The sequence below is a fragment of the Alteromonas sp. Cnat3-28 genome (assembly GCF_022348265.1).
In the GTDB taxonomy this organism is placed as follows: domain Bacteria; phylum Pseudomonadota; class Gammaproteobacteria; order Enterobacterales; family Alteromonadaceae; genus Alteromonas; species Alteromonas macleodii.
On record NZ_JAKREY010000007.1, the window covers coordinates 104566 to 128565 of the forward strand.

General features: G+C 46.0%; 15 protein-coding genes. 10 read left to right on the forward strand and 5 right to left on the reverse strand.

Annotated features, from left to right (window positions below):
- The first annotated feature begins 298 nt into the window (after nt 1-298).
- The 9 genes from priA to MHM87_RS09350 all read left to right on the forward strand — a co-directional run bounded on the left by priA (nt 299) and on the right by MHM87_RS09350 (nt 15299).
- The gene (gene priA / locus MHM87_RS09310) at nt 299-2488 is read left to right on the forward strand and encodes a primosomal protein N' (protein ID WP_239258766.1); all 2190 of its coding nucleotides are present in this window, start codon (nt 299-301) and stop codon (nt 2486-2488) included.
- Between the two features lie 131 nt (nt 2489-2619).
- Nucleotides 2620-3210 (forward strand): cbb3-type cytochrome oxidase assembly protein, encoded by a 591-nt coding sequence (locus MHM87_RS09315; protein WP_014977575.1) that lies wholly within the window; start codon nt 2620-2622, stop codon nt 3208-3210.
- 412 nt (nt 3211-3622) lie between these two features.
- A complete protein-coding gene (gene hslV, locus MHM87_RS09320; protein ID WP_014950969.1) occupies nt 3623-4147 on the forward strand; it encodes an ATP-dependent protease subunit HslV in 525 nt (174 codons plus the stop codon).
- Between the two features lie 82 nt (nt 4148-4229).
- A complete protein-coding gene (hslU, locus tag MHM87_RS09325) occupies nt 4230-5558 on the forward strand; it encodes an HslU--HslV peptidase ATPase subunit (RefSeq protein ID WP_061096006.1) in 1329 nt (442 codons plus the stop codon).
- 338 nt (nt 5559-5896) lie between these two features.
- On the forward strand, nt 5897-8863 hold the full coding sequence (locus tag MHM87_RS09330) for a SusC/RagA family TonB-linked outer membrane protein (RefSeq protein ID WP_239258768.1): 2967 nt from the start codon (nt 5897-5899) through the stop codon (nt 8861-8863).
- Between the two features lie 26 nt (nt 8864-8889).
- On the forward strand, nt 8890-10605 hold the full coding sequence (locus MHM87_RS09335) for a RagB/SusD family nutrient uptake outer membrane protein (RefSeq protein ID WP_239258771.1): 1716 nt from the start codon (nt 8890-8892) through the stop codon (nt 10603-10605).
- A gap of 42 nt (nt 10606-10647) precedes the next feature.
- Nucleotides 10648-11958 carry a sugar porter family MFS transporter gene (locus tag MHM87_RS09340; protein WP_239258774.1) on the forward strand — a complete coding sequence of 437 codons (1311 nt, stop codon included), beginning with the start codon at nt 10648-10650 and terminating at the stop codon, nt 11956-11958.
- Between the two features lie 13 nt (nt 11959-11971).
- Nucleotides 11972-14047 carry a glycoside hydrolase family 32 protein gene (locus MHM87_RS09345; protein ID WP_275443413.1) on the forward strand — a complete coding sequence of 692 codons (2076 nt, stop codon included), beginning with the start codon at nt 11972-11974 and terminating at the stop codon, nt 14045-14047.
- A 22-nt stretch (nt 14048-14069) separates the two neighbouring features.
- Nucleotides 14070-15299: an oligosaccharide MFS transporter gene (locus tag MHM87_RS09350; RefSeq protein WP_239258777.1), complete on the forward strand. Its 1230-nt coding sequence runs from the start codon at nt 14070-14072 to the stop codon at nt 15297-15299.
- Here MHM87_RS09350 and MHM87_RS09355 read toward each other — a convergent pair.
- A complete protein-coding gene (locus MHM87_RS09355; RefSeq protein WP_239258779.1) occupies nt 15280-16272 on the reverse strand; it encodes a LacI family DNA-binding transcriptional regulator in 993 nt (330 codons plus the stop codon). The two genes, MHM87_RS09350 and MHM87_RS09355, sit on opposite strands and share 20 nt — an antisense overlap.
- Before the next feature lie 285 nt (nt 16273-16557).
- Between MHM87_RS09355 and MHM87_RS09360 the strand changes: the two genes are divergently transcribed.
- The gene (locus MHM87_RS09360; protein ID WP_239258781.1) at nt 16558-19998 is read left to right on the forward strand and encodes a hypothetical protein; all 3441 of its coding nucleotides are present in this window, start codon (nt 16558-16560) and stop codon (nt 19996-19998) included.
- Nucleotides 19999-20152: 154 nt separating this feature from the next.
- Here MHM87_RS09360 and MHM87_RS09365 read toward each other — a convergent pair whose 3' ends face one another.
- The 4 genes from MHM87_RS09365 to MHM87_RS09380 form a co-directional block, all read right to left on the reverse strand.
- Nucleotides 20153-21058, reverse strand: coding sequence for a hypothetical protein (locus MHM87_RS09365; protein ID WP_239258783.1), 906 nt, complete (start codon nt 21056-21058; stop codon nt 20153-20155).
- A gap of 110 nt (nt 21059-21168) precedes the next feature.
- Nucleotides 21169-21375, reverse strand: a complete 207-nt coding sequence (locus tag MHM87_RS09370) for a hypothetical protein (RefSeq protein WP_239258785.1) — start codon at nt 21373-21375, stop codon at nt 21169-21171.
- Between the two features lie 47 nt (nt 21376-21422).
- On the reverse strand, nt 21423-21734 hold the full coding sequence (locus MHM87_RS09375) for a helix-turn-helix transcriptional regulator (protein WP_014950963.1): 312 nt from the start codon (nt 21732-21734) through the stop codon (nt 21423-21425).
- Nucleotides 21731-23998, reverse strand: coding sequence for a peptidase domain-containing ABC transporter (locus MHM87_RS09380; protein WP_239258787.1), 2268 nt, complete (start codon nt 23996-23998; stop codon nt 21731-21733). The genes MHM87_RS09375 and MHM87_RS09380 overlap by 4 nt, the downstream gene beginning before the upstream one ends.
- Nucleotides 23999-24000: the final 2 nt, after the last annotated feature.

The following is a 24000-nucleotide window of genomic DNA, read 5'->3' on the forward strand; positions in this document are numbered from 1 at the left end:
CGCATAATAAAGGATGGCAGGGGCTTGATCAAGCGGTTTTTGTATGGTTTTTGTATAACTGTTAGGCACGACAGCTAAACAAAAAACATTCCTTTTATGCTTAACAGCAAAGTATGTTTAAATATTTGGCTTTCAAGGCTCGGCCAATACACGCTAATACTAAGATGTACTGTTAACTGCAAAAATTGCTGTAACGTGTGGCTAAAAGAATAGTCTCGATATGAGTAGTTTCAATATATGACATTTAGTATGCGCATTGTGCGCGGCAAAAGTCATCAAACAAGGTAGAACGTTCGCAATGGCCTTTATCCAAGTTGCCGTGCCAGTGCCACTGCGCCAACTTTTCACGTATACCCACGATAACGCACTTAGTGCGGGTGTTAGAGTGGTTGTGCCTTTTGGCCCGCGCAAACTCGTGGGCGTTGTCGTTGAAACGCTACATAAAGCTGAAAGCGAAATTGACAATGCCAACAAGCTAAAAGCCATTGAGTCAGTTCTAGACGATACCCCAATTATTGACAATGTGTTGCTGAAAATGGCTCAGTGGTTGTGGCAGTATTATCATCATGCGCCAGGTGAGGTCCTGCACGCCATGCTGCCTGTTTTATTGCGCAAAGGCGAGTCAGCAGCGCCAACACCCCAAGACATGCTAATGCTTACCGAAAAAGGTAAACAAACGACTGCAGACACGTTATCGCGGGCGCCTAAACAGCAAGCGTGTTTTACTGCACTGGCCGGTGGTGCCTTATTAGCATCCCAAGCGCGCAAGCAGTATGGCGCACCTGCGGTCAAAGCACTTGTCGAAAAGTCATTGATAAGCATTGAAGAAGTCGCGCCTGAATTTAAGTCAGGCAGTTGGCTTGCCTCGTTATCGGTGTCTGAAAAGCCAATTCCAGATACTGAGCAGTCGGTTGCCATTGCCGCACTTAATCGTCAGCAGGGCAATTTCGCTGTAAGTTTGCTTGAAGGGGTTACCGGTAGCGGTAAAACGGAAGTGTACCTTCAAGCCATCGAACCCTTACTGTGCGACGGAAAACAAGTGCTTATACTTGTGCCAGAAATCGGGCTGACGCCGCAAACAGTGTCACGCTTTGAAAAGCGCTTTGGTATTGCAGTGGGCGTTTTACACTCTCAGCTTTCTGATAAAGAACGGCTACAGGTGTGGCAGCGATCAAAAGCAGGTGAACTTGGGATAATCATCGGTACTCGCTCGGCTATTTTCACCCCGCTGCACAACCCCGGCATGCTGATTGTGGATGAAGAGCACGACGAGTCTTTTAAACAACAAGATGGACTTCGCTACCACGCCCGTGACTTGGCAGCTATGCGGGCTAAGCAGCACAATATTCCTCTTTTATTAGGCAGCGCCACGCCCGCACTCGAAACACTTAATAATGCGCTAAGCGGTCGCTATGCCCATTTGCAGTTAACTAAGCGAGCGGGAGGGGCGAAAAGCACGCATCAGCATGTGTTGGACGCGCGTGACCAACCCATTCACTACGGTATTTCGCAAGGCTTGCTAACGATAATGCGCCAGCATATCAACGCGGGAAATCAGGTATTGGTGTTTGTGAATCGCAGAGGCTATGCGCCAGCGCTGCTTTGCCATCACTGCGGCGAAACCGTCATGTGTAAGCGTTGTGACCGCCCGTATACGGTGCATAAAGCGCAGAACCGCTTACAGTGTCATCACTGCGGCGGCATGCGCTCAATGCCATCAAACTGCGAAGCGTGCCATCACAATGAATTAGTTACGGCGGGTACGGGGACCGAGCAAGTCGAGCAAGGGCTTGCAAGTTTATTTCCCGGTGTTAAACAGGTACGAATAGACAGCGATACCGTGCGGGGCAAAGACAAACTGCACCAAACACTGGATGCAATAAACCGCCAAGAGTACCAGCTTCTGGTAGGTACTCAGATACTGTCAAAAGGTCACCATTTCCCTCATGTAACCTTAGTGGCGGTGCTAGATTGCGATGGCGCACTTTTTAGTGCCGATTTTAGAGCACCAGAAAAGCTCGCTCAGCTTGTAACTCAGCTTGCTGGAAGAGCAGGGCGCGCCAGTAAACCCGGTGAAATGTGGCTGCAAACTCACAATCCCCATCACCCTTTGCTACAAGATTTAGTGCACAATGGCTATGGGCATTTCGCCAGACACGCTTTAATGGAGCGTAAAGCGGCGGGGCTGCCCCCTTTTATTAGCCAGTTTGTCATTCGCGCAGAAGCGACCGACAGCAGTTTGGCCTATCGTTTTTTACAAGACAGCAAGCAAGTATTTCTCCAGCAGCATGCCATTGAGCTAAATGGCCCGTTTCCTTGTCTAATTGAAAAGCGGCAAGGCAGGTTCCGGTTTATGCTGATATGTAGCCATGAAAAGCGTGCGCCGCTTCACAATGCGCTGCGTTTGGCGCTGCCATTTTTACAGGCGTTGCCACAGGCAATGAAGGTAAGGTGGTCGATAGATATTGATCCTACCGATTTCAGTTAGCTTGTTGGGTAGCAATACGTTAAAATTTCCGCAGGATTGAAGTGCAGGAAAGCTGCTGCTTCATAAAGATTTGGTATATGACGTTTTCTTACGCATACAAACAACGATAACAAGTAGGAATATTGCCGACTATGGCTCAACGCGATTATGTCTCTCGTGGACGCTCTCCTCAAAAAAAGAAGCCGGCTGGTAAAGGTAGAAAACCAGCCAGAAGCGCGCAATCAAATGCGCAATCTAACGCCCCGGTTTCTGGAAAGCTTCCTATTGTGCGCCTTGTTGGCGTATTCGCATTGGTGATTGGCTTTGGTGCATTTTTGTGGTCAATAAAAGACAATGTAGAAGACGACGTGGATACACAAGCTTCACGACCTGTGGCTCCTACAGAAGAGACGTTACCTGAGCTTCCTGAAGAAGAATGGGAGTACATTAAGACCCTTCCAGGATATGAAGTAGAAGTTGAGGTCAAAGAGCAAGAAAAATCTGACAAACGCTATTTAATGCAGTGCGCCTCGTTTAGAACCCGCGCGCAGGCTGAAGAGATGAAAGCCAAAATTGCATTCCAAGGTTTAGAGGCGCTTATCAGACACAGCACTGGCAGCAACGGCGATTGGTTCCGCGTTATTCTGGGTCCTTACGAGTCTAAGCGTGATGCAGAAAAAGCCAAGCATAGTCTGCGTAAAGTGAACATTGCCACATGCCAAATTTGGTACTGGAATTTGTAGCAGTTTATTGATAAGGCATTGCCCTACACGTTTCACTTAGCGTCCGACAAACAAGAAACAGAAAGAAAATTTGCTTATGAAAAAGGCAGCGACTCTAAACACTGTCGACACTCACTGTTGTTAAAAGAGAGCGGTACCTTGTCAGATGGGCGATTATGCTTAAATCAAAGTGAGCACAAACGCTTACCGAATAAAGGATGGGTGTGTTGGCGAGAGTATGCACTCAATAAATGGTGTATTCAATAAGCACCTTATGCGCTAAGCCCGTATAGTAGGCAGCTCTGAGCGCACATTCTTTTGTCTTACCCTTGAAATTAAAAAGCCTCCCCCCACTTATTTGATATTGAATTTGAACGCTGCTGCCTTTGCTAGACGAAAAACGCAGCAGCGCCCAGCTAAACGGGGAATTAACGTGACAACGATTGTATCTGTACGACGTGGGAATCAAGTGGTAATGGCCGGTGACGGACAGGTATCACTGGGCAATACCGTAATGAAAGGTAATGCGCGCAAAGTGCGCCGTTTATACCACGACAAGATTTTAGCGGGCTTTGCTGGTGGCACGGCCGACGCATTTACGCTGTTTGAGCGCTTTGAAGCAAAGCTAGAAGCACACCAAGGCCATTTGACCAAAGCGGCAGTAGAGCTCGCCAAAGACTGGCGGACTGACAGGGCGCTTCGCAAACTAGAGGCATTGCTTGCCGTAGCAGACGAAACCGCATCGTTTATCATTACCGGTAACGGTGATGTGGTGCAGCCAGAACAAGATCTTATCGCGATTGGCTCTGGTGGTAACTACGCACAAGCTGCAGCTACGGCACTATTAGAAAATACTGAGCTAAGCGCAAAAGAAATTGCCGAAAAAGCGTTGACCATAGCGGGTGATATTTGCGTGTTCACTAACCATAGCCAAACGGTTGATGTACTAGATTACTAAGTAACAGCTGAGTGCTGTTATTGGCTTGCTGTCGCTCGTATGAATTTGAGTACAGCAAGCGCTGTTAGAAAAGGGTTTATTCATGTCTGAAATGACACCAAGAGAAATTGTTCACGAGTTAGACCGTCATATTATCGGTCAACAAGATGCCAAGCGCGCTGTATCTATTGCACTTCGAAATCGCTGGCGTCGTATGCAGCTTGAACCTGAGCTGCGCCAAGAAGTTACGCCAAAAAATATTTTGATGATTGGCCCTACGGGTGTGGGTAAAACTGAAATAGCCCGCCGTTTAGCAAAACTTGCTAACGCGCCGTTCATTAAAGTTGAAGCGACTAAGTTCACTGAAGTGGGCTATGTAGGTAAAGAAGTTGAGACCATCATTCGCGATCTTGCTGATATTGCAGTGAAGATGACGAAAGAAAATGAAATGAAAAAGGTTAAATTCCGCGCAGAAGAAGCAGCGGAAGAGCGTATTTTAGACGTTTTGCTGCCTCCACCAGAAGATGCGTGGGGTAATAAGGAAAATGTTGAAGATCGCGGTACGCGCCAAGCATTTCGCAAAAAGCTTCGTCAAGGAGACTTAGACGACAAAGAGATCGAAATTGACGTAGCACTTCCGCAGATGGGCGTAGAAATTATGGCGCCTCCAGGTATGGAAGAAATGACCAATCAGCTTCAGGGCATGTTCCAGAACTTGTCGGGTTCTCAAAAGAAAAAGAAGAAGCTGAAAATTAAAGAAGCGTTCAAACTACTTATTGAAGAAGAGGCGGCACGCCTTGTGAATCAAGAAGATTTGAAGGAAAAAGCCATTGAGTCGGTAGAACAGCACGGTATTGTGTTTATCGATGAAATTGACAAAATTTGTAAGCGCGAAGGTAACTCATCGGCTGATGTATCTCGCGAAGGTGTTCAGCGTGACCTGCTTCCACTTGTGGAAGGTTCAACGGTATCGACAAAACACGGCATGGTTAAAACCGACCATATCTTGTTTATCGCTTCGGGCGCATTCCAAATGAGCAAGCCGTCGGACCTTATTCCTGAGCTCCAGGGTCGTCTTCCGATTCGCGTTGAGCTATCTGCCCTTAAAGTAGGTGACTTCAAGCGCATTCTTACGGAGCCGAATGCGTCATTAACTCACCAGTACATTGCGCTAATGAAGACGGAAGGCGTGGATATTAGTTTCGACGATTCTGGTATTCAGCGTATAGCCGAAGCGGCATGGCAGGTGAATGAGCGCACTGAAAATATTGGGGCCCGCCGTTTGCACACCGTGCTAGAGCGCCTTATGGAAGACATCTCGTTTGACGCCTCTGAAAAGAGCGGTGAGTCATTCGTGATTGATGCAGACTACGTTAACAGCCACTTAGAAACCTTGGTAGATAACGAAGATCTGTCGCGCTTTATTTTATAATGCAGTTTTGAGATAGCGAATAGCTCAGCTAAAAAGCTTATCGGGTGTAACATGACCCAGTGAGCTTTTGAAAATAGAGTATTTAAGCCCAGAGATATGCTCTGGGCTTTTTATTTTTCATTCAAAAATCTTGTCTTAATATTGCTATATGACATTTTAACGTTGCCCTCCTGCAAAATTTTTCGGCATATCAACTTCTAAAAGCCTCAATTAAAAACGACGTAGCGTGTAAAATTTCTTGTTAAATTTTTGTTGATCAGACTTTACATAGATAGTATAAACTAAAAAGACAACGTTGTTTATTTGAAATTACACCACTTCAACAATCAAGGCGCGATATGAAAAATTACACATTGCATCCATTAACACGTCAGCTAAGGACGGCTATAAAGCCTACTCCACTTTTACTGATGCTAATGGCAACGTCGTTACAAGCTCAAGAGGCTGGGTCTGGTTCTGATGATTCGGAATTGCCAGAGGAAGTAGAAGTAATAGAGATTTCTTACGGTTACAGCGCCGTCGAGAAGAAAGATTTGACTGGGGCAATAGCCACAGTGGACATCGAAGATGTGATTGATTTACCTGCCGGTAACATTATGCAAAATCTTCAGGGAAGAGTGCCTGGTTTACAAATCACCACCACAGGTAATCCAAGTTCGACGGCAACAGTGAGGATCCGCGGTCAGGGACTAGGACCTCTTGGCAACAATGACCCGCTTTACATTATCGATGGAATTCCAACAAAGTCTGGTCTACACGAAATTAATAGCAACGATATTGCCGATGTACAGGTGTTACGTGATGCGGCCGCTGCAAGTATTTATGGGGCTCGCTCTGGAAACGGTGTAATTGTTGTGACCACAAAGAAAGGTCACGATGGCCTGGACTTTAACTTCCGATACAACCAGAGTATTGAAGAATATGACTATGACCTACAGCCACTCAACACGTTAGAGCGTGGTGCAGTAGTGTGGCAGGCGGCAGTCAATGACGGGTCCAACCCTAATTCAGCAAGCCCGCTTTATACTTTTGACTGGAATCAAAATTTTCAAAATCCAGAATTATATTCGGTCATCCTGCCTACCTTTACTGATCCAGAAGGGGTTCAACGCCCCGCTGATACTAGATGGTTTGATGAAGTTACAAGAACCTCTAAAGTCTCTGATGCGAATTTCTCGGTGGCAGGCGGCAATGACGTCTCCAAGTTCTATACATCGCTGGGCTATTTTGAGGCCGAGGGTATTGTAGATGGTTCCAAGTTCGAGCGATTAGCTTTCAGGGTCAATTCTGAACATGTCGTTGTTGAAGATAAATTAAAAGTCGGTCAGACATTTTTGATCACTGATCAACAAGCTAACCTTATCAATGACCTAGCGGGCCAGATACTAGGACTATCAATTGAGCAGCAGTCAATCGTTCCCGTTTACAACGATGTAGGAGGCTGGGGAGGGCCGGTACCTGGAATTACTGACAGAGACAATCCGGTTCGAATAATCGAGCAAAATCGTGATAACGGTCATACCTACAATAAACTCATGGCGAACTTTTTTGTTGAGTACACACCGATTGAAAACTTAACACTTAGGGGAAATGTAGGGGTTGATTACAGTGAGTTTTATTTTAGAAATTTCACGCGTGCGTTTACCGCTGGCTCACTAAGCGGCGCAGACAGATTAACGGTTGAAGACAATTGGAATCAAAGCATCATTACTGGCGCTACAGCCACTTACAAACTCGTACTTGATGACCTGCACAAGTTCAATTTCTTAGCCGGGGTTGAGCAAATTAATTATGAGCGTGAACTGTCCCGAGGCATTGGGTCAGGCTTCGCTTCGGATGACCGTTCTTTCGCTTATCTGTCGCAGGCTACGTCGGATGTAAGGGTAGAAGGCGAAGGAGACAATTGGTCCCTAGATTCCCAGTTTGCACGAGTGGACTATAACTATGATAACCGTTACTTGTCCTCATTTACGATTCGTCGAGATGGGTCGTCGAGATTTGGTGATGCTAATGAATACGGCAATTTTCCAGCAGCGTCATTGGGCTGGGTTGTTAGCAACGAAGACTTTTTCGATATTGATTTTATCGACACCTTAAAGTTCAGGGGAAGCTGGGGGGAAACGGGGAATCAGGAAATTCCTACTGATGCGACGGTAACAACTTATATACCCCGTTATGCGACCCAGTCACTTTTTACAAACCAGCAAGATGAGGGCACAGCATACGACATTACTGGCGCAAATGGTGGTACGTTGCCTTCGGGCTTTGTTCGGGCGCAAACTGGCAACCCTGATCTGAAATGGGAAACATCAACGCAGGTTAACTTCGGCTTAGACTTCGAATTGTTTGAGAGAACGGTTTATGGAAGCTTTGATTGGTTCAAAAAAGAAACCCGCGACATTCTTACTCTCACTCAACCAATTGCAACGCTTGGCGAAGGGGCGCAAAAGTGGGTCAATGGCGGCACCATTGAAAATGCCGGTGTTGAATTGGTGCTTGGATATGAAAAGTGGATAGATACGGGCTTGCTGGAAGACGAGTTGCTTGTAGATATCAACTTCAATATATCTTCGGCTGAAAACACCGTTACAGCCTTGCCTGAAGATGTCGTTAATTCCTTTGGGGGAAATGGACAAGATAAAACAATCTTAGGGCGTTCAATTAATTCAGTATATGGGTATGTTGCAGACGGTATATTCCAAAATCAAGATGAGGTGAATGAACATGCTACACAATCGGGCGCAGCACCGGGTCGAATCCGTTGGCTAGACCTAGATGGAAATGGCGTTATTGATGAGAACGACCAAGACTTCTTTGCAGACACGGATCCAGATTTTATCTATGGAATGAACTTCACGTTTAAATATAGAGACTGGGACTTCAACATGTTCTGGCAAGGGATCAAAGGAGGACAGATAAGGAATAACTGGCGACTATTCACCGATTTCACTTCTTTAAACATTGGCTCAAATTATGGTGCACGAACGCTTGATGCCTGGACGCCTCAAAATACAGACAGCGATGTCCCTGCGCTTACCCTGATCGATAACAATGGGGAGGGCCGTCAGTCTAGCTTTTTCTGGGAAGAGGGCACTTACCTGAAACTTCGCAATATCAGCGTGGGTTACACCCCTACATTAGATTTCATCGAACGCTTAGGCCTTAACGATGCACGCATTTATTTGCAGGCTCAGAATCTTTTGACTATCACGCCTGATGGCACTTTGAGTGAAGATCCTGAAACTCCTAATGAAGTTTTTCCTGTACCCCGCCGCGTCACTATCGGGCTGGAATTCTCTTTTTAAGCTAACAGGATAATGGATAAAGACACATGAATTATATAAGCAAACTTTTGACAACAAGCTTGATTGCGCTTTCAGTCGTATCTTGCGGAGGAAGCGACGAATTGGACAGTGAACCACAAGCAGTTCTCACAGAAGATCAGGTAGCAACGACTGAGAATATAGATGCTTTGGTTATCGCCACGTACTCCTATCTTGGCAATGACCACTACACAGCACCTAATTATCTGTGGCCGACAGGCAACCTGCGCGCTGGTGATGCGCACAAAGGTGGAAACGGTCCTTCGGATATCTTTGCATACCACGCACTTTCAATGTACGAGCCGTTAGTGCCGGATATGGAGTCATTCCCACCTGATTTGATCGACCTCAACGATAAGAAATGGACACGCAACTATACCGGTATTTCAAGAGCTAACGCGGCACTTAAGGTTATCGCTGAGACGCCTTCTGGTGAATTACCAGACGCTGATGAAAAAGCGGCAGAGTTACGTTTTTTAAGAGCTATCTTTTATTTTGATTTGAAGATCCATCACAAGCATATCCCTTGGATTGATGAAACGATGACTCAAGAGGAAGTACTAGCGACGACTAACCGCGATCTCACAGACCAGCAGTTATGGGACAACATCGCAGCAGATTTTCGTTTTGCCGCGAACACCTTGCCAGATGTTCAGCAGGATGTCGGCCGAGCGTCCGCACTATCAGCCAAAGCCTATTTAGCTAAAACCCTTTTGTATCAGGCGTATGAACAAGACGAACTGCATAACGTGGTGAATATCAATCAGCAGAAACTCGAAGAAGTAGTCAGCTTGGTAGATAGTATTGAAGCCAGTGGACAGTACGGTCTTTACGATGATTATGCAGAGAATTTTCTTATCGAATTTGAGAATGGAAAGGAATCTGTATTTGCCATTCAGCGTTCATTGAATGATGGCAGTCCTGACGGAAGAGGTTCTTGGTCTAGCGCATTGAATGCGCCGATGTCAGGCGGTTTTGGTTGCTGTGGTTTCCACGTTCCAACAGAAAATTTCGTTAATGCGTTTAAGACCGACAATTCGGGTTTGCCCCGCTTCAACACATTCAATGACAATGTGTATAACGTAAATAATGACCATGTTGACCCTCGGCTCGACCATACAGTGGCGATGGAAGGCAAGCCATTTAAGTACGACCCTAACCTTATTCATGGCGGCGACAGCTGGGCACGTGCACCAGGTATCTATGGCAATTACACGGGAATGAAAGACTTAGAACACCCAGAGTGTGACTGCCGGGGTGAGAACGGTCCTTTCCCAATATTCTCTCTAAATACCGTATTAGTACGCTATGCCGATGTATTGCTTTGGAAAGCAGAAGCGCTGATAGAGCTCGACCGCTGGGAAGAAGCAACCCCGATTATCAATCGTCTTAGAGAGCGGGCCGCAGCCAGCACGGCGAGATTGAACGATGCGAGCTTATACCGTATTGGCACTTACGACACATTTACCAGTAAAGCAGAAGCAAGGCAGGCACTGCGCTGGGAAAGGCGCGTTGAGCTAGGGCTAGAAGGTCATCGATTTTTCGATTTGGTTCGCTGGGGCGTGGCTAAAGAGACCATTGACGAATACCTCACTACTGAGCGCGGCAGAAAGCCCTACTTGGAAGACGCTGCATTTACTAAAAATAAGCATGAATACCTCCCAATCCCTAATCAGCAGATTAATTTGAGTGGCGGAATTTATATACAGAATCCGGGCTATTAAGCCCGGTATTCCTAAAGTGGTTAAGAGGTAAAAATATATATCATGAACAAAATAGTTTACTGGTCACTCACTGTTGCAATAGCCGGATTTTTATTTGGTTTCGACACCGCAGTGATATCTGGAGCAGACCAATCCATTCAAGCGCTGTGGGACACTACGCCCCTTTTTCATGGGTTGTTCGTCATGTCTTCTGCTCTGTGGGGAACGGTGATTGGCGCGTTGATGGGGAACTGGCCCTGCGATAGGCTTGGGCGCAAAAAGACGTTAGTTCTTATTGGCGTCCTCTATCTACTCTCTGCTATAGGTTCAGCACTCGCTCAGGATCCGTATACCTTTGCTACTCTTCGGTTTATCGGAGGCTTAGGAGTGGGGGTATCTTCAATCGCTGTACCCGCTTACATTTCTGAAATTGCACCAGCCAAAATCAGGGGGCGGCTAGTCGCAACCTATCAGTTTCAAATAGTATTTGGGATCCTCATCGCTTTTCTTTCAAATTATTTGCTCTCGGGCGTTATTGTCGATGACTGGCGAGTAATGCTGGGAGTTGAAGCCGTTCCAGCTTTGATCTACTTCTTGATGGTACTCAAAGCACCAGAAAGTCCTCGCTGGTTGTTGCTGCATCGCGATGACGAAGCCCGTGCTCGGCAAGTATTTTCAGCGCTTCAGAGTGAGGATGTTGAACAAACTATCAGTGCGATAAAAGCTGATAAGGCAGGGCGTAAAAGAGAGTCTTTATTTAAACCTGAATTCCGATTTCCGGTATTACTGGCCTTTTTACTTGCTGCATTTAACCAACTATCAGGCATTAACTTCATTATCTATTATGCACCACGAGTATTTGATATGGCGGGTTTAGACGGCAGCGCTGCTTTGCTTTCTACCGCGGGGGTCGGATTGGTGAACCTGGTATTTACTATGGTGGGTTTAAGCCTGATAGATAGGCTTGGGCGAAAATCATTAATGTACATTGGCTCTATCGGTTACATCCTGTCTTTAGCAACCGTTTCATGGGCTTTCAGTAGCCAGGTTAGCGGCACCATTGTGGTTGGCGCAGTGTTCGTATTCATCGCGTCTCATGCGGTTGGGCAGGGCGCCGTTATCTGGGTTTTTATTGCAGAAATTTTCCCCAATTCCGTGCGCTCTAAAGGACAGTCATTGGGAAGCGGTACACATTGGGTTTTTGCTGCGCTGATCGCGCTTTTAATGCCACAGGTATTAGCCGCCTTTTCTGCCAGCCAGGTCTTCGCGTTCTTCACATTTGCGATGTTCTTACAGCTTATTTTTGTTCGATTCATGATGCCAGAAACGAAAGGGAAAACGCTTGAGGATGTGTCTGCAGCGTTATCAAAATAGAGGCATTTTAACTATGAAAACACTATTAGGTCTTATTATTTCTTCAGCTCTTGTTGGATGTTCCATGAATCAAATTAGTCCACTTCCCGAGGACTCGACTCTTATGGTCGAGGCCGCTCGCAACGAAGCTTTTCGTCCCCAGATCCACTTCTCACCTAAAGAAAAGTGGATGAATGATCCCAACGGTATGTTTTATCTCGATGGCGAGTATCATCTATTCTTTCAGCATAATCCCAATGCCTCCATCTGGGGTCCTATGCATTGGGGGCACGCTGTGAGTAAGGACCTCATGCATTGGGAGGAGTTACCAATAGCCCTTTACCCTGATGAGCTTGGCACCATTTTCTCTGGAAGTGCAGTCGTCGATGTCGAGAACACCAGTGGCTTGGGAAGCAAAGATAATCCCCCTATTGTTGCGTTGTATACCTATCACAATGCGTCAATGGAGAAACAGGGAAGAATTGACTACCAAACCCAAGCACTGGCTTACAGCTTAGATAAAGGCCGGACGTGGGAAAAGTATGTCAATAACCCTGTTATTGACAACCCGGGCATAAAAGATTTTCGCGACCCAAAGGTCATGTGGCATGAACCGTCAGGAAAGTGGGTGATGGTGCTAGCACAAAAAGATCATATTGGTTTTTACAGTTCAGATAACCTGATTGACTGGTCGTTAGAAAGCACATTCGGTGAAGAAATAGGTAGTCATGGCGGTGTGTGGGAGTGTCCGGAACTGCTGCTATTGCCTGTCGAAGGAACTGATGAATCTAGATATGTATTGTTGGTAAGTATATCGCCAGGCGGCCCAAATGGAGGCTCGGCAACCCAATACTTTGTTGGGGATTTCGACGGCAAAGAATTCGTATTAGATGCTAAGTGGCAAAGCGAACTCTCACCTGCAGTGGCTAATTTTCCAAAAGGCACGGTCTTTGATAATTTTGAAGATGGAGCCGACAAGTGGACGCAGCAAGGTAATGCCTTTGTTGATGCTCCCACCGAAGGTGGACATGCCAACCAGCCGCCCCCCACTGGTTACTCTGGTGATTATCTTGTAAACAGTTTTGCAGATGAAGATCGTGCGCAAGGAACGCTGACGTCGGAAACGTTCACCATCTTTGAACCTTATATCAACTTTAAAATTGGTGGCGGCCATCATCCAGACAGGGTTGGCGTTCAACTCGTGGTGGAAGGCAATATAGTAAAATCTGAAACAGGCCTTAATCGAGAAACGCTCCATTATGCGAGCTGGGATGTGAGTCAGTGGCAAGGCAAATCCGCATTTTTGAGGATTATCGATAACGAGTCCGAAAGCTGGGGACACACTTACATTGACGATATTGTGTTTGCGAGCAAGCCTGCAACAAATCGAATTGAGCCCGCTATTTGGCTGGATCACGGTACAGACAATTATGCAGGGGTAACTTTTTTTAAATCGCCAGAAAGTAATGAATCACGTCATATTTTCATGGGATGGATGAGCAATTGGTTATACGCAAATGATGTACCGACAGAAATATGGCGTAGTGCGATGACACTACCTCGCACGCTGCATCTCGTTAAAACTAGCAAAGGACTCCGTGTCCGTAGTCAGTTGGTAGACGAAGTGGATAGATTAGTTGAAGCGTCTACTAAGTCGCCAATCTTGAAGGCAGGACAAGCAATGAGCCTTTCTTCTCTAGATAGCAACGGCAGGGAATCGGCGCTTCGCTACGTTTTCGATGTTCAGGGGAATTCACCTTCACCTATTTCGATTCGACTTGAAAACCAAAGCGGTGAATTTGTTGATATTGAAGTAGATCAACAACGATCCTTGGTATCACTAAACCGAAGTCACTCTGGAGAAACATCATTCAATGAGCATTTTGGAAAAGTCCAGAAGGCAGAGTTAACAAAGACAAGCGACTCATATAACGTCACAATAATTGTCGACCGCTCATCATTGGAATTGTTCATTGACAATGGCACTACCGTTATGACGGCGCTAGTGTTTCCCAAGACTGTTTACGAAACGCTACGCGTAGCGCCTAACAGTCAATCAATACACCAGCTATCAATCGACCGATTGGGCTCTGTGTGGTCTTCTAATTAGGTATTATGCCTAGGGTATTATTATGAAGTGGCAGTCAAACTCAGCATACTGGTCGTCCGCATTAACGTTTTTTGCGTTTTTCCTGACCTGGTCGTTTTGCTATTCGCTCTTTCCGTTATGGCTAAACCAAACCCTAGGGTTAACCGGAAGGGAGACGGGCGTTGTCTTTGCGACCAATGCGATGGCTGCCTTATTCATAATGCCCGTTTATGGTGTTCTTCAGGACAGGTTAGGAACCGGCAAGCAGCTTTTGTTTATGTTAGGTATCCTCATGGCTGGTGTGGGTCCATTCTTTATCTTTGTCTATCAGCCGTTGCTAGAATCTTTCTTCTTTTTCGGCGCAGTAGTGGGCGCGGTGTATAGCGCGTTATCCTTTGGTGCCGCGGTGGGAACGCTTGAAGCGTTTATTGAAAGGCTTGGTCGGCAACATAATGTTGAGTTTGGTAAAGCCCGATTATGGGGGTCGCTAGGCTGGGCAAGCGCGACGTTTATTGCTGGTGGTCTTTTTAATGTTGACCCTAGGCTGAATTTTGCGCTTGCAACCATCAGCGGACTGGCGTTTGTCATCTGTCTATTCTGGTTGCCTAAATCTGCGAGCACGGCGTCGTCTTCAAACAGCAAAGTCAATTTAAGAGATGTTTGGTCGCTCTTTGGGCAGAAGAAGTTTTGGCGTTTAAGTGTGTATGTGATGGGCGTATCGTGCCTATATCAAATATACGATCAGCAATTCCCTATTTACTTTGCATCGTTATTTACCTCGCCAGAGGAAGGAAACAGGTTCTACGGTTATTTGAACTCACTGCAGGTATTCGTTGAAGCAGGGATGATGTTTGTTGCTCCTTATATTGTCAATCGAATAGGTCCAAAACAGGGCTTGCTGTTAAGTGGGGCCATCATGGCCAGTCGAATGTTGGCTTCTGGTCTGGTTGCCGACCCTGTGTCCATTTCATTGGTCAAATTGCTACATGCATTAGAGCTTCCGATCTTATTGGTCGCGATTTTCAAGTACATTGTAGCGAATTTTGACGCAAGGTTATCGGCGACGATTTACCTCGTTAGCTTTCACGTATTTACTCAGGTAGTAACAACACTTCTCTCATCGCCAGTCGGGGAGCTTTACGACACACTGGGATTCGCAGATGCTTACTTACTCCTTGGCTGTGCGGTCACGGTTAACCTTGTTGTTTCTTTTTGGCTTCTGGAAAATGCTAAGCCTGAAACGTTAGTAACAGTTAAAACGACTGACGGCTGACAAGAGAAAAACGCGCGGTTTCGCGCGTCTTGTCTGTTCTTTCTGTAAGTAGATAATTAAACGCCCATTTACCCATTTCGTAATGAGGAAGTGCCATGGTTGTTAGCCCCGGTTGTAAAAGAGAAGGGATGATATCCCAGTCATCGAAGCTGCCTATTCCAATGTCTTTACCCACTTGAAGCCCAAGAGATTGAACAACAAAGTAGACTTCCATGGCCATTGGGTCCTGACCACAGAGAATAGCGTCAGGTTTAAAGTCTTTAATTAATTCTGCTGCGCGTTTGCGGGTAATTGAGCGCTCTTCATTTTCGTCGCCAATAATGACGGACTCGATTACAAGATTGTCAGGGCTTTGTTTGGCGTCAGCAAACGCCTGCTCAACCCCTTTTTTACGAAGCTTGGCGGCAATGATATTTTCATTCAGGTTCAAAAAAGCAATACGTTTATAGCCCTTGCTCAGTATGTTCGCCGTAATCTCCCGTGCGGCTTCTTGTTCGTCGGGGACTATAGAGGGGAATTTACCATCGCTATCGAAGCAATTAGCAAGCACTGTAGGGACTTCTGAAAACTGAGACGGTAGACGAACTTCCCGATGGTACATTGCGGCATAAATGATCCCTTCCACTCGGTGCTCAAAAAGGTGATTTACGGCTCCTTCAACGCTGTACTTATTCACGTTTACGTTGAGTACCATCAACTCTTTATTGTGCTGCCATGCAAGATCTTGCGCCCCCCTAATAAGGTCAAAAGTGTAAGGCACTCTGAGTAGCTCATCTGCAATAAAGCCTACAACGCCAGATTTCTTGCGACGGGTCATTTGTGCTGCGCGATTGGGACGATATCCGAGTTCTTCGATTGCCTTAAGCACCCTCTCCCTATTCTTGGGTTTAACTGTGGGGTCGTTATTTACTACCCTAGAAACAGTTTTGAATGCGACGCCTGCATGTGCAGCTACGTCTTTTATCGTCACCATAGCAGATTATTCCCAAAAATTTTTTCATCAATATCAATGTGCTAACGCTTAACACTTTTATCACACTTTTGAATAAACTGGTAATAGCCGCGACGATTTTTATCAGCCTCATAAAATGTAAAAAAAATGTTGAGTTAATGTACGGCTGACATTAATATCTTAAAGACAACGTTGTTTATTTGTGTGAGAACCCAAAAAAGAATGTCAAAGAACAGCCGTACGATTTTGACATAACCAATTAAAAGTAAACGGACATAGCCTTACAGGGGGCTATGGAGGAAAACCATGAAAATATTAAAACCCACTAACAGAGGGTGGAAATTATCAGGACTCATTTTAGTGGTAAGTGCTTCTCTTTCAGCATGTTCCGATAGTGATACTGATAAAAATGAGGTTGAGGCAGAGTTAATTGTTTTACAAGAAGGGCAGAGCCCCTCTGATGTAATTGGCGGTGGGAATCCTCCCGAAGAGCAACAGCCTGATGAAGATATCGTTATCACAGACAACCCAGAGATTTCTGGTCAACCTCTTTTTAACAACCCCGAAAATAATCAACAGGTGCTCTCGGGCTTTGAATTCTGTTGTGGACAGTATAATACCTACGCTGAACACGGATTTGAAAGCGTGACTGGCGACTTCGACAAATTAGACGGAGGCTGGTGGGGAGCCGATGTTGCCGGCGTTATCGGAGAACGGGTTTTCTCGAGCTTTGGTGATGGATTCGATAGTAGTGACCAAGCACTGGGTTGGATAGGATTTAGTGCAGTTGGCACGATGGAAAGTCCATCATTTGAAATATCCGAACGATTTATAAACTTTCTTGTTGGTGGTGGCGCAAATGGTGTGTCGGAATCCAACACCACGGCGGTAGCGCTGGTTGTTGATGACGAAATAGTGTTGCAGGCTAGCGGTGACGACACAGCTATGAGTATGAGATGGGTCAGCTGGGATTTGGCCGATTATCTTGGTATGACCGCGAAAATTCGTTTTATCGATCACCACCCTGATGACAAATCTGATACTGCTTTACCTTATCTATTGGCTGATGAGTTTCGTATATCAGATGAAGCGGCCGCCCTTCCAGAAGCAAGCAGTCAGTTGTTAACGTCGGTAAATATTTCTGTCGAACCAGAGGTGGAGGGAATCTCTGCATTTAGACGTGTTTCAGATCCTAGCCAGAATATCGCTGGGTTCGAGTTCTGCTGTGGTCAATTTAACACCTACGCAAATCACGATTTCTTGGCTACGGGAGAAATGGTCAAGCTTGATGGTGGCTGGTGGGCTGCTGATATTGTCAACCATCAGGGCGAGCGAATCTTTTCCAGTCGCGGGGATGGTTTTTCAGCAGACGGCACCGGACTTGGCTGGATTGGAGATGAAGCTACTGGCACGTTAAGCACGCCTCCTTTTGAAATTACACACAAATTTTTAAACTTTTTAGTAGGTGGCGGTACCAACGACTTTCGCAGTGACAATGCAACGGCAGTGGTGTTGCGAGTGAATGGCAAAATAGTGCGTCAGGGCGTAGGGAATGGACTAGAGTCGCAGCTTGACTGGTATACGTGGGATGTGAGTGCACTGCAAGGGCAGACCGCTGTACTGGAGATTATTGACCAGCACGAAGGAGGAGATGACGGTAGTCTCGCCTTCATCATGCTAGATGAAGTCAGACTTGCCGATTTTGCGGCAGTAGAGCCAAATAAACTCGATTTGGTGAGCATGCCAGAAGGCCATGACGTGTCTTTACCTTTGGTAATGGCCGACCCAAATCCGTATTTCCGTGATGGTGAATTCTACATTTATTATTTAATAGATACCGCATTTCATGATTGGTATCTCACTAAAACGAGCAACCTTCAGCAGGCTAGCTTTCCCCAGCGGGTGCTTGAAGCTACTGGAGATACCAATACGCAAGACCAGTGGACGGGCTCAGGCAGTGTTGTAGAAGATGCAGAGGGTCAGACGCATATTTTCTTTACGGGCCACAATGCTGACTTCAATCCAGTGGAGGCAACAATGCATGCCGTGGCGACAGACAACACGCTTACAAACTTTACTAAAATCCCAGAGGATGCCTTTACGGGAAGTAATGGATATAGCGATTTTGACTTCCGTGACCCCAAAGTATTCTGGAATGAGGAAACCAATAACTACTGGATGCTTATTACCACACGCTTTGAAGGGCAAGCGGCAATTGGCTTGTATACTTCTGACAATCTTATAACTTGGGCAGCGCAAGACCCCCTGTTTATGATGAATACGCCACTTAACCTTGAAGTGCCGGACTGGATTGATTTTGGTGACAATCAGTTCATGGTGTTTTCAGATCAGAATGACGGCGAAAGGGATATCAAGTATTTGCATCAGACGAGTGCTGGGTGGGAGCTTGGAAACTATGCGTCGCTTGATGGCAAGTTTTATTATGCTGGCCGCACAGCATCTTCAGAAGACGCGACGCTTATGTTCGGCTGGATACCTCATAAAATTACCAGAACTAATGCCGGTGTGGGAACGTTTGGCGGCGACTTGGCGATTCATCAATTGCATCAAACCTCTTCTGGTGAGTTAGCAGTGATGATTCCGCATTCTTACAAAACGGAGTTTGCGGAGCCTATCTCTACCGATATACAGCAACAGGAGGGCTCGGTATCAGGTGTTGCCCCTATCTCATTGATGTCATCCTCTGCTTTTACGTTAGACACAGTGAGCGAAAAAAATCGCCTGTCGATGACGGTAAGAAGTGAAGCATCAGGCGGTAGATTCGGAATTTACTTCCCCACTGAGGGAGAAGGTGAGCAGGTGGCCAGACTTGAATTTGACACCAACAGCAATAAAGCATCATTTTATTTTGGTGACACACCTCCGACGGGTGGTGCGAGCGTAACTCCCACTCCAGCCCTTGAAGGTGAGCCGCTTTTCGTCAGAGCAGAGGCTCCTGAACAAAATATAGCGGGGTTTGAATTTTGCTGCGGACAGCACGGTACGTTGTCAGGGCATGAATTCACAAACGTCACTGGCGATTTCGTAAAGCTTGATGGCGGCTGGTGGGGTGGTGATGTCGCTAACAACGTGGGTGAAAGGGTATTTTCAAGCTTTGGTGACGGTTTTGAGGAAGACGGAACTGCCCTTGGCTGGATTGGCTTCGGGGCAACTGGAAGTGCAGACTCTCCGTCTTTTGAAATTACCAAACCCTACATAAACTTCTTAATTGGCGGTGGTTCCAACCCGTTTGACAGCGCTAATGCAACCGCTGTTGCATTGATGGTAAACGGAGAAGTCGTGCGTAGCCAGTCAGGCGTTAATGCTGAGAAAACGGCGGATGATAAGTTTCGAATGGAATGGGCCACTTGGGATGTCAGTGATCTTATAGGACAAACCGCCGTTATCAGATTGATAGATCAACATTCAGATGACGGTACAGATACAGCGCTACCCTATCTTTTGGCCGACCAGTTTAGAGCCGCTGATTTACCTGCGGTCAGTGACGGTGAAGAAGTGAGTTCCGGAAGTTTAGATGCTCAAGTCGCAGTACCTATGGAACTAACCTCTGACGTTAAACTTGATGTGTGGTTAGACCCAGAAGCAGGGCTAGGAACGGTTTACATCAACGATTTCAGAGCGCTCAGCTTCAGACTATACGACCTTGATCAAAGGCCGATAGGGGTTTATACACGAGAGCACAATATTTCAATAGTGGATCTTCAGAGATTCACAAAGAATCCGTAACTATAAGCCATGAGCAGATCACAGAGATGTGGTCTGCTACTTTGATGAGGAGCTCAGCTAAACGTTGTATCTGACAGAAGTTCTATAAGCCTACTCGTAATATCCAAGCCAGTATCGTTTTCTATTTTCAAAAAATAAGGGCTGGGGTTGGCCTCTAAAAAAAAGTATTTTCCTTCGCACTTTTACGCCAGTCTATCGCACACCAGTGCATACCTAATGCTTTGCATATTTTGACAGCTAGCTGCTGAACATCTCTGGGGACTAGGGTTACTGACACACTGGCGTTGTCGTCATTCCTGTAATCTAATTCACTTGAGTCGATTTGTACGCTGAGTACGTCATTGCCAAGCACATAGCTTCGTACATTCACGCCTGCAATATATTTTTGAAAGGTAACAGGGCGCTCACCTAAAAGCGCATTGAGTAACGGGCGCATGTTTGGTTGTTTATTCACAAACTGCGCAGTTCGACCGCCGCGTACGGGCTTGTAAATAACGTCTCGCATATTGTTACAAAATTGCGAAGCAACCTCGGGTGCATTGCCAACAAAGGTGTAGGGAATATGTGCTCCTAGTTTGCCAGCAATACGCGATTGATAAGGTTTACACTGGTGGCTTCGAACAGCGTCGATAGAGTTCACCCATTTAATGTCGCTATAGCTGAACCAGCAAAGTAGCGTACTTGCTCGCTCTTGCTCAACCCACCCTGCGTTTTCTAGCAAAGTAGATTCACTATCATGAGGTCTATCACCTTGTGTTTGAGCATCTGCACTGGCATCGTTTTTAGCATTATCACTTGGGACTTTTAGCGGTATGCCAGGTAGGTACTCATGCCAATAAGCGGCTTGGGTATTCGAGAACGTAACTCTAGGTTGGTCGCAAAGCGAAGGCGAGTTGAAATGAATTAGCCCGTCATCGAAGTCAGGGTCATAGCTGATCTTCCATGTAGAACCAAAATGTTGTGTATTGGCGAAATAAAAGGGCGTGTTATTTTGGTGAAGTGCTTTGGCTATATGTTGAATTTGTGGGTCTTGCTCACTGCCTAGTAGTGCGACGTGCATTTGCGTTCCTTGCTAGCGTTGTAAGTGTTCAAAGAATCTAGTAGCCCTTAAAGCAACACATGGGATACTGCCTAAACCGTATCCATGTGTTGACTTTGATAGGCGGTAAGTTACGACAAAATATCAGGTAGTTTGCCGCCGCCTTCACCAATTGCCATGGTTATGTAAACGGGCTCTTTAGGTGTTGGATCGACTACCGGCACACTTTCACTTAGGCGAGCTCGTAGTCCGCCGGATACCTCAAATAGCTGAGATTCAGCAACGGTGGTAAGCTTAGAATTTGCTGGTTGGTTCTGAGTTAATGGATGGTTTTTCATAATGTACGCTCCTTGTAGTGGCGTGGTGAGTAATGAAGTGGACACGCTTACAGCGAAGCCACTTCTTGGTAAAGGGTTCTAAAACAGCAGGCAATAAGCACAGAACGGTTGCTAATGTTGAGCTTTTTGTAAATGTTGGCGCAGTGAAATTTGACTGTCCTTTCACTGATGAATAGCTCTGAGGCAATAACCTTATTTGAGCGTCCTTCCATTATTTTGTGTGCAACTTGTAGTTCGCGTTTTGATAAACAGTCAATAGGGATAACGCTGTTCCGAGCGGTAATGCCGTTCGCATCTATTTGCATGCGTTCAGCTGCTGTCATCAATACTGCGGGTTCTCTGATTTCATGTGTTTTCATAGTGTTTCTCCGTGTTTACCTGATGTTGCGCTTCCTGTTACTTCAGTGGGAGGGCATAGATGTAAGTTGCCGTTTTCCAGACGATAAACCTTGTCTGCCATGGCAATTGATTGAGGGCGATGTGCCACAATAATTCGCGTCATATTTAGAGACTTAAGGTGATGATTTATCTGAGCCTCGTTTTCCATATCTAGGTGACTGCTTGCTTCGTCTAAAAATAAAATGTCTGGCTCTTGGTAAAGCGCTCTTGCAAGAAGCAGACGCTGTTTTTGACCACCACTTAAGCTGCTACCCATATCACCGACCAAGGAGTGGTATTGCATAGGCATCTGCATGATGTCTTCATGGATACAGGCAAGCTGAGCGACGTAAACCATTTTCTTGAGGTCGGGAGCTTCTTCAAAACAACAGATATTTTGCGCGATGGTGCCGCTTAAACAGGTATCCTCCTGAAGCACTGACGCGATGACTGGGTTTGTAGAGCTTGGGTGTTCGATATTGCCTTCTGAAACAGGGTACAGTCCCATCAGGCACTTAAGCATTGTGCTTTTTCCACAGCCGCTATCGCCTGTGATTGCGACGATCTCTCCGCTATGTACCGAGAACATTAGATTTTTAAACACCCACGCATTGGTTTCACTGTAGCGATAACTGAGCGCCGTCGCTTTAAGCGCTATAGGGCGAGTTTTGGCATCAAGAAGCGAGGGCGTACTTGCGCCATCAGGCGTTAAAACGTTAGGTGCAAGTGAGTTGGACGTGGATGAGTTGGGAACGTCTGCATTGCTAAAATGAACGCTTTGTTTTTCAAATGTATCGTCCTGAGTTTTTAACGACAGAGGCTTCTGTTGTGATGATGTAAGTAAAATGTCGCTTAAGCGGTTGAAGTGAACACCTAACATACTAAGCTCAATCAGCTTGTTAACTACGCCATCTAATGCGCTGACAAAGCGAGCTTTGTACGCCATAAATGCCAGCAGCATCCCTATCGAAAGGGTTCCTTCCATAACCAGGCTGGCACCAATATACACAACGACCAAATTTTCAGCGCCAAACAATAGCTGATTGGTCAGTGCGCTGCCTATGTTGATCTTTCCAAGAGTGATGTCTTTGTTTAGCGTGGCGACCAGCTTGTTTTGCCACTGCCCGTGGCGCTGTACTTCTTGGCTGTATACGCGAATAGGTAGGATAGCGCGTACGCTTTCCATAAAGTGACTTTGTTCTAATGCTGCAAGCGCAATGCGTTCAGTGGTAAGACGTTTAATAAACGGCAGCAGTCCAAGACGAACGGCGAGGTAGGCAAGCATGATTGCCATTACAACCAGCGTGAGTTTGGGCGAATATAAAATCATTACTGCGAGCGTGATCACTGCCATAAGCCCGTCTAACAGCGCAGTAACCAGGCCAGTGGTTAAGAACTCACGAATACTCGCCAGTGAGCCAAAGCGGGATACCACATCGCCAATATGTCGCTTGTCGAAGTAGTCCAAGGGAAGCGATAATAAGTGCTTAAATACCGACGCCGACATTTGAAGTTGAAGGCGAGACGACACCGACAGAATAACGAACTTTCTTATCCCGCTAGTAAAAGTTTCTATTATTAGTAGTAGGGCAAACCCTAGTGCCAGTGCTTTCAGTAAAGCATCGTTGTTGTAAATCAATACATCATCTACGACTGTTTGCATGTAATAGGGTGAAGCCAGTGCAAATAACTGCAACACAATCGATAACGCAAAGAGGGTTAGAAGATTGCGCTTAAACCCTGTTGTTCTAGTGAAAAATTGACTAAGACCCAAGCGTGGCGCGGACTTCTTTGGACTAAATGTGTCGCTAGGCGTGACTTCAAGTGCAATACCCGTAATGTACTTCGATGCCTCAGAATAAGTGAGCTTTCTTTCTCCAAGGGCAGGATCGTGAATGGTAAGGGTTTTTCCTTTCACTTTAGTTAACACAACAAAGTGATTCATGTTCCAATGTAGAATTGCAGGGCAAGATAATTGCGCCAAGTGCTCCATTTCTATCTTGATGGCGCGGGTTTGGAAACCCAAATCACTGGCAATGTGCATTACGTCTTTTAACGTAGTGCCTCGTAGAGACACAGACATAGTCTGACGTAGAGCATTTAGATCACGTTTATCAGAATAGTACTGCGCAATCATAGTCATACAAGCAAGTCCACACTCAGCTGCTTCGCTTTGTAGTACAACGGGCACACGCTTTTTTGTATAAAGGCTTTGCGTTGAAAGTGGGTGCGTAATGTTCATCATGA

What these genes read in the sequence shown, in the direction of transcription:
- MHM87_RS09370 (WP_239258785.1), bottom strand. Translation starts at nt 21,375, where the DNA reads ATGAAAAACCATCCATTAACTCAGAACCAACCAGCAAATTCTAAGCTT.
- MHM87_RS09355 (WP_239258779.1), bottom strand. Translation starts at nt 16,272, where the DNA reads ATGGTGACGATAAAAGACGTAGCTGCACATGCAGGCGTCGCATTCAAA.
- hslU (WP_061096006.1), top strand. Translation starts at nt 4,230, where the DNA reads ATGTCTGAAATGACACCAAGAGAAATTGTTCACGAGTTAGACCGTCAT.
- MHM87_RS09380 (WP_239258787.1), bottom strand. Translation starts at nt 23,998, where the DNA reads ATGATGAACATTACGCACCCACTTTCAACGCAAAGCCTTTATACAAAA.
- MHM87_RS09350 (WP_239258777.1), top strand. Translation starts at nt 14,070, where the DNA reads ATGAAGTGGCAGTCAAACTCAGCATACTGGTCGTCCGCATTAACGTTT.
- MHM87_RS09345 (WP_275443413.1), top strand. Translation starts at nt 11,972, where the DNA reads ATGAAAACACTATTAGGTCTTATTATTTCTTCAGCTCTTGTTGGATGT.
- MHM87_RS09340 (WP_239258774.1), top strand. Translation starts at nt 10,648, where the DNA reads ATGAACAAAATAGTTTACTGGTCACTCACTGTTGCAATAGCCGGATTT.
- MHM87_RS09360 (WP_239258781.1), top strand. Translation starts at nt 16,558, where the DNA reads ATGAAAATATTAAAACCCACTAACAGAGGGTGGAAATTATCAGGACTC.
- MHM87_RS09375 (WP_014950963.1), bottom strand. Translation starts at nt 21,734, where the DNA reads ATGAAAACACATGAAATCAGAGAACCCGCAGTATTGATGACAGCAGCT.
- MHM87_RS09330 (WP_239258768.1), top strand. Translation starts at nt 5,897, where the DNA reads ATGAAAAATTACACATTGCATCCATTAACACGTCAGCTAAGGACGGCT.
- MHM87_RS09365 (WP_239258783.1), bottom strand. Translation starts at nt 21,058, where the DNA reads ATGCACGTCGCACTACTAGGCAGTGAGCAAGACCCACAAATTCAACAT.
- priA (WP_239258766.1), top strand. Translation starts at nt 299, where the DNA reads ATGGCCTTTATCCAAGTTGCCGTGCCAGTGCCACTGCGCCAACTTTTC.
- MHM87_RS09315 (WP_014977575.1), top strand. Translation starts at nt 2,620, where the DNA reads ATGGCTCAACGCGATTATGTCTCTCGTGGACGCTCTCCTCAAAAAAAG.
- MHM87_RS09335 (WP_239258771.1), top strand. Translation starts at nt 8,890, where the DNA reads ATGAATTATATAAGCAAACTTTTGACAACAAGCTTGATTGCGCTTTCA.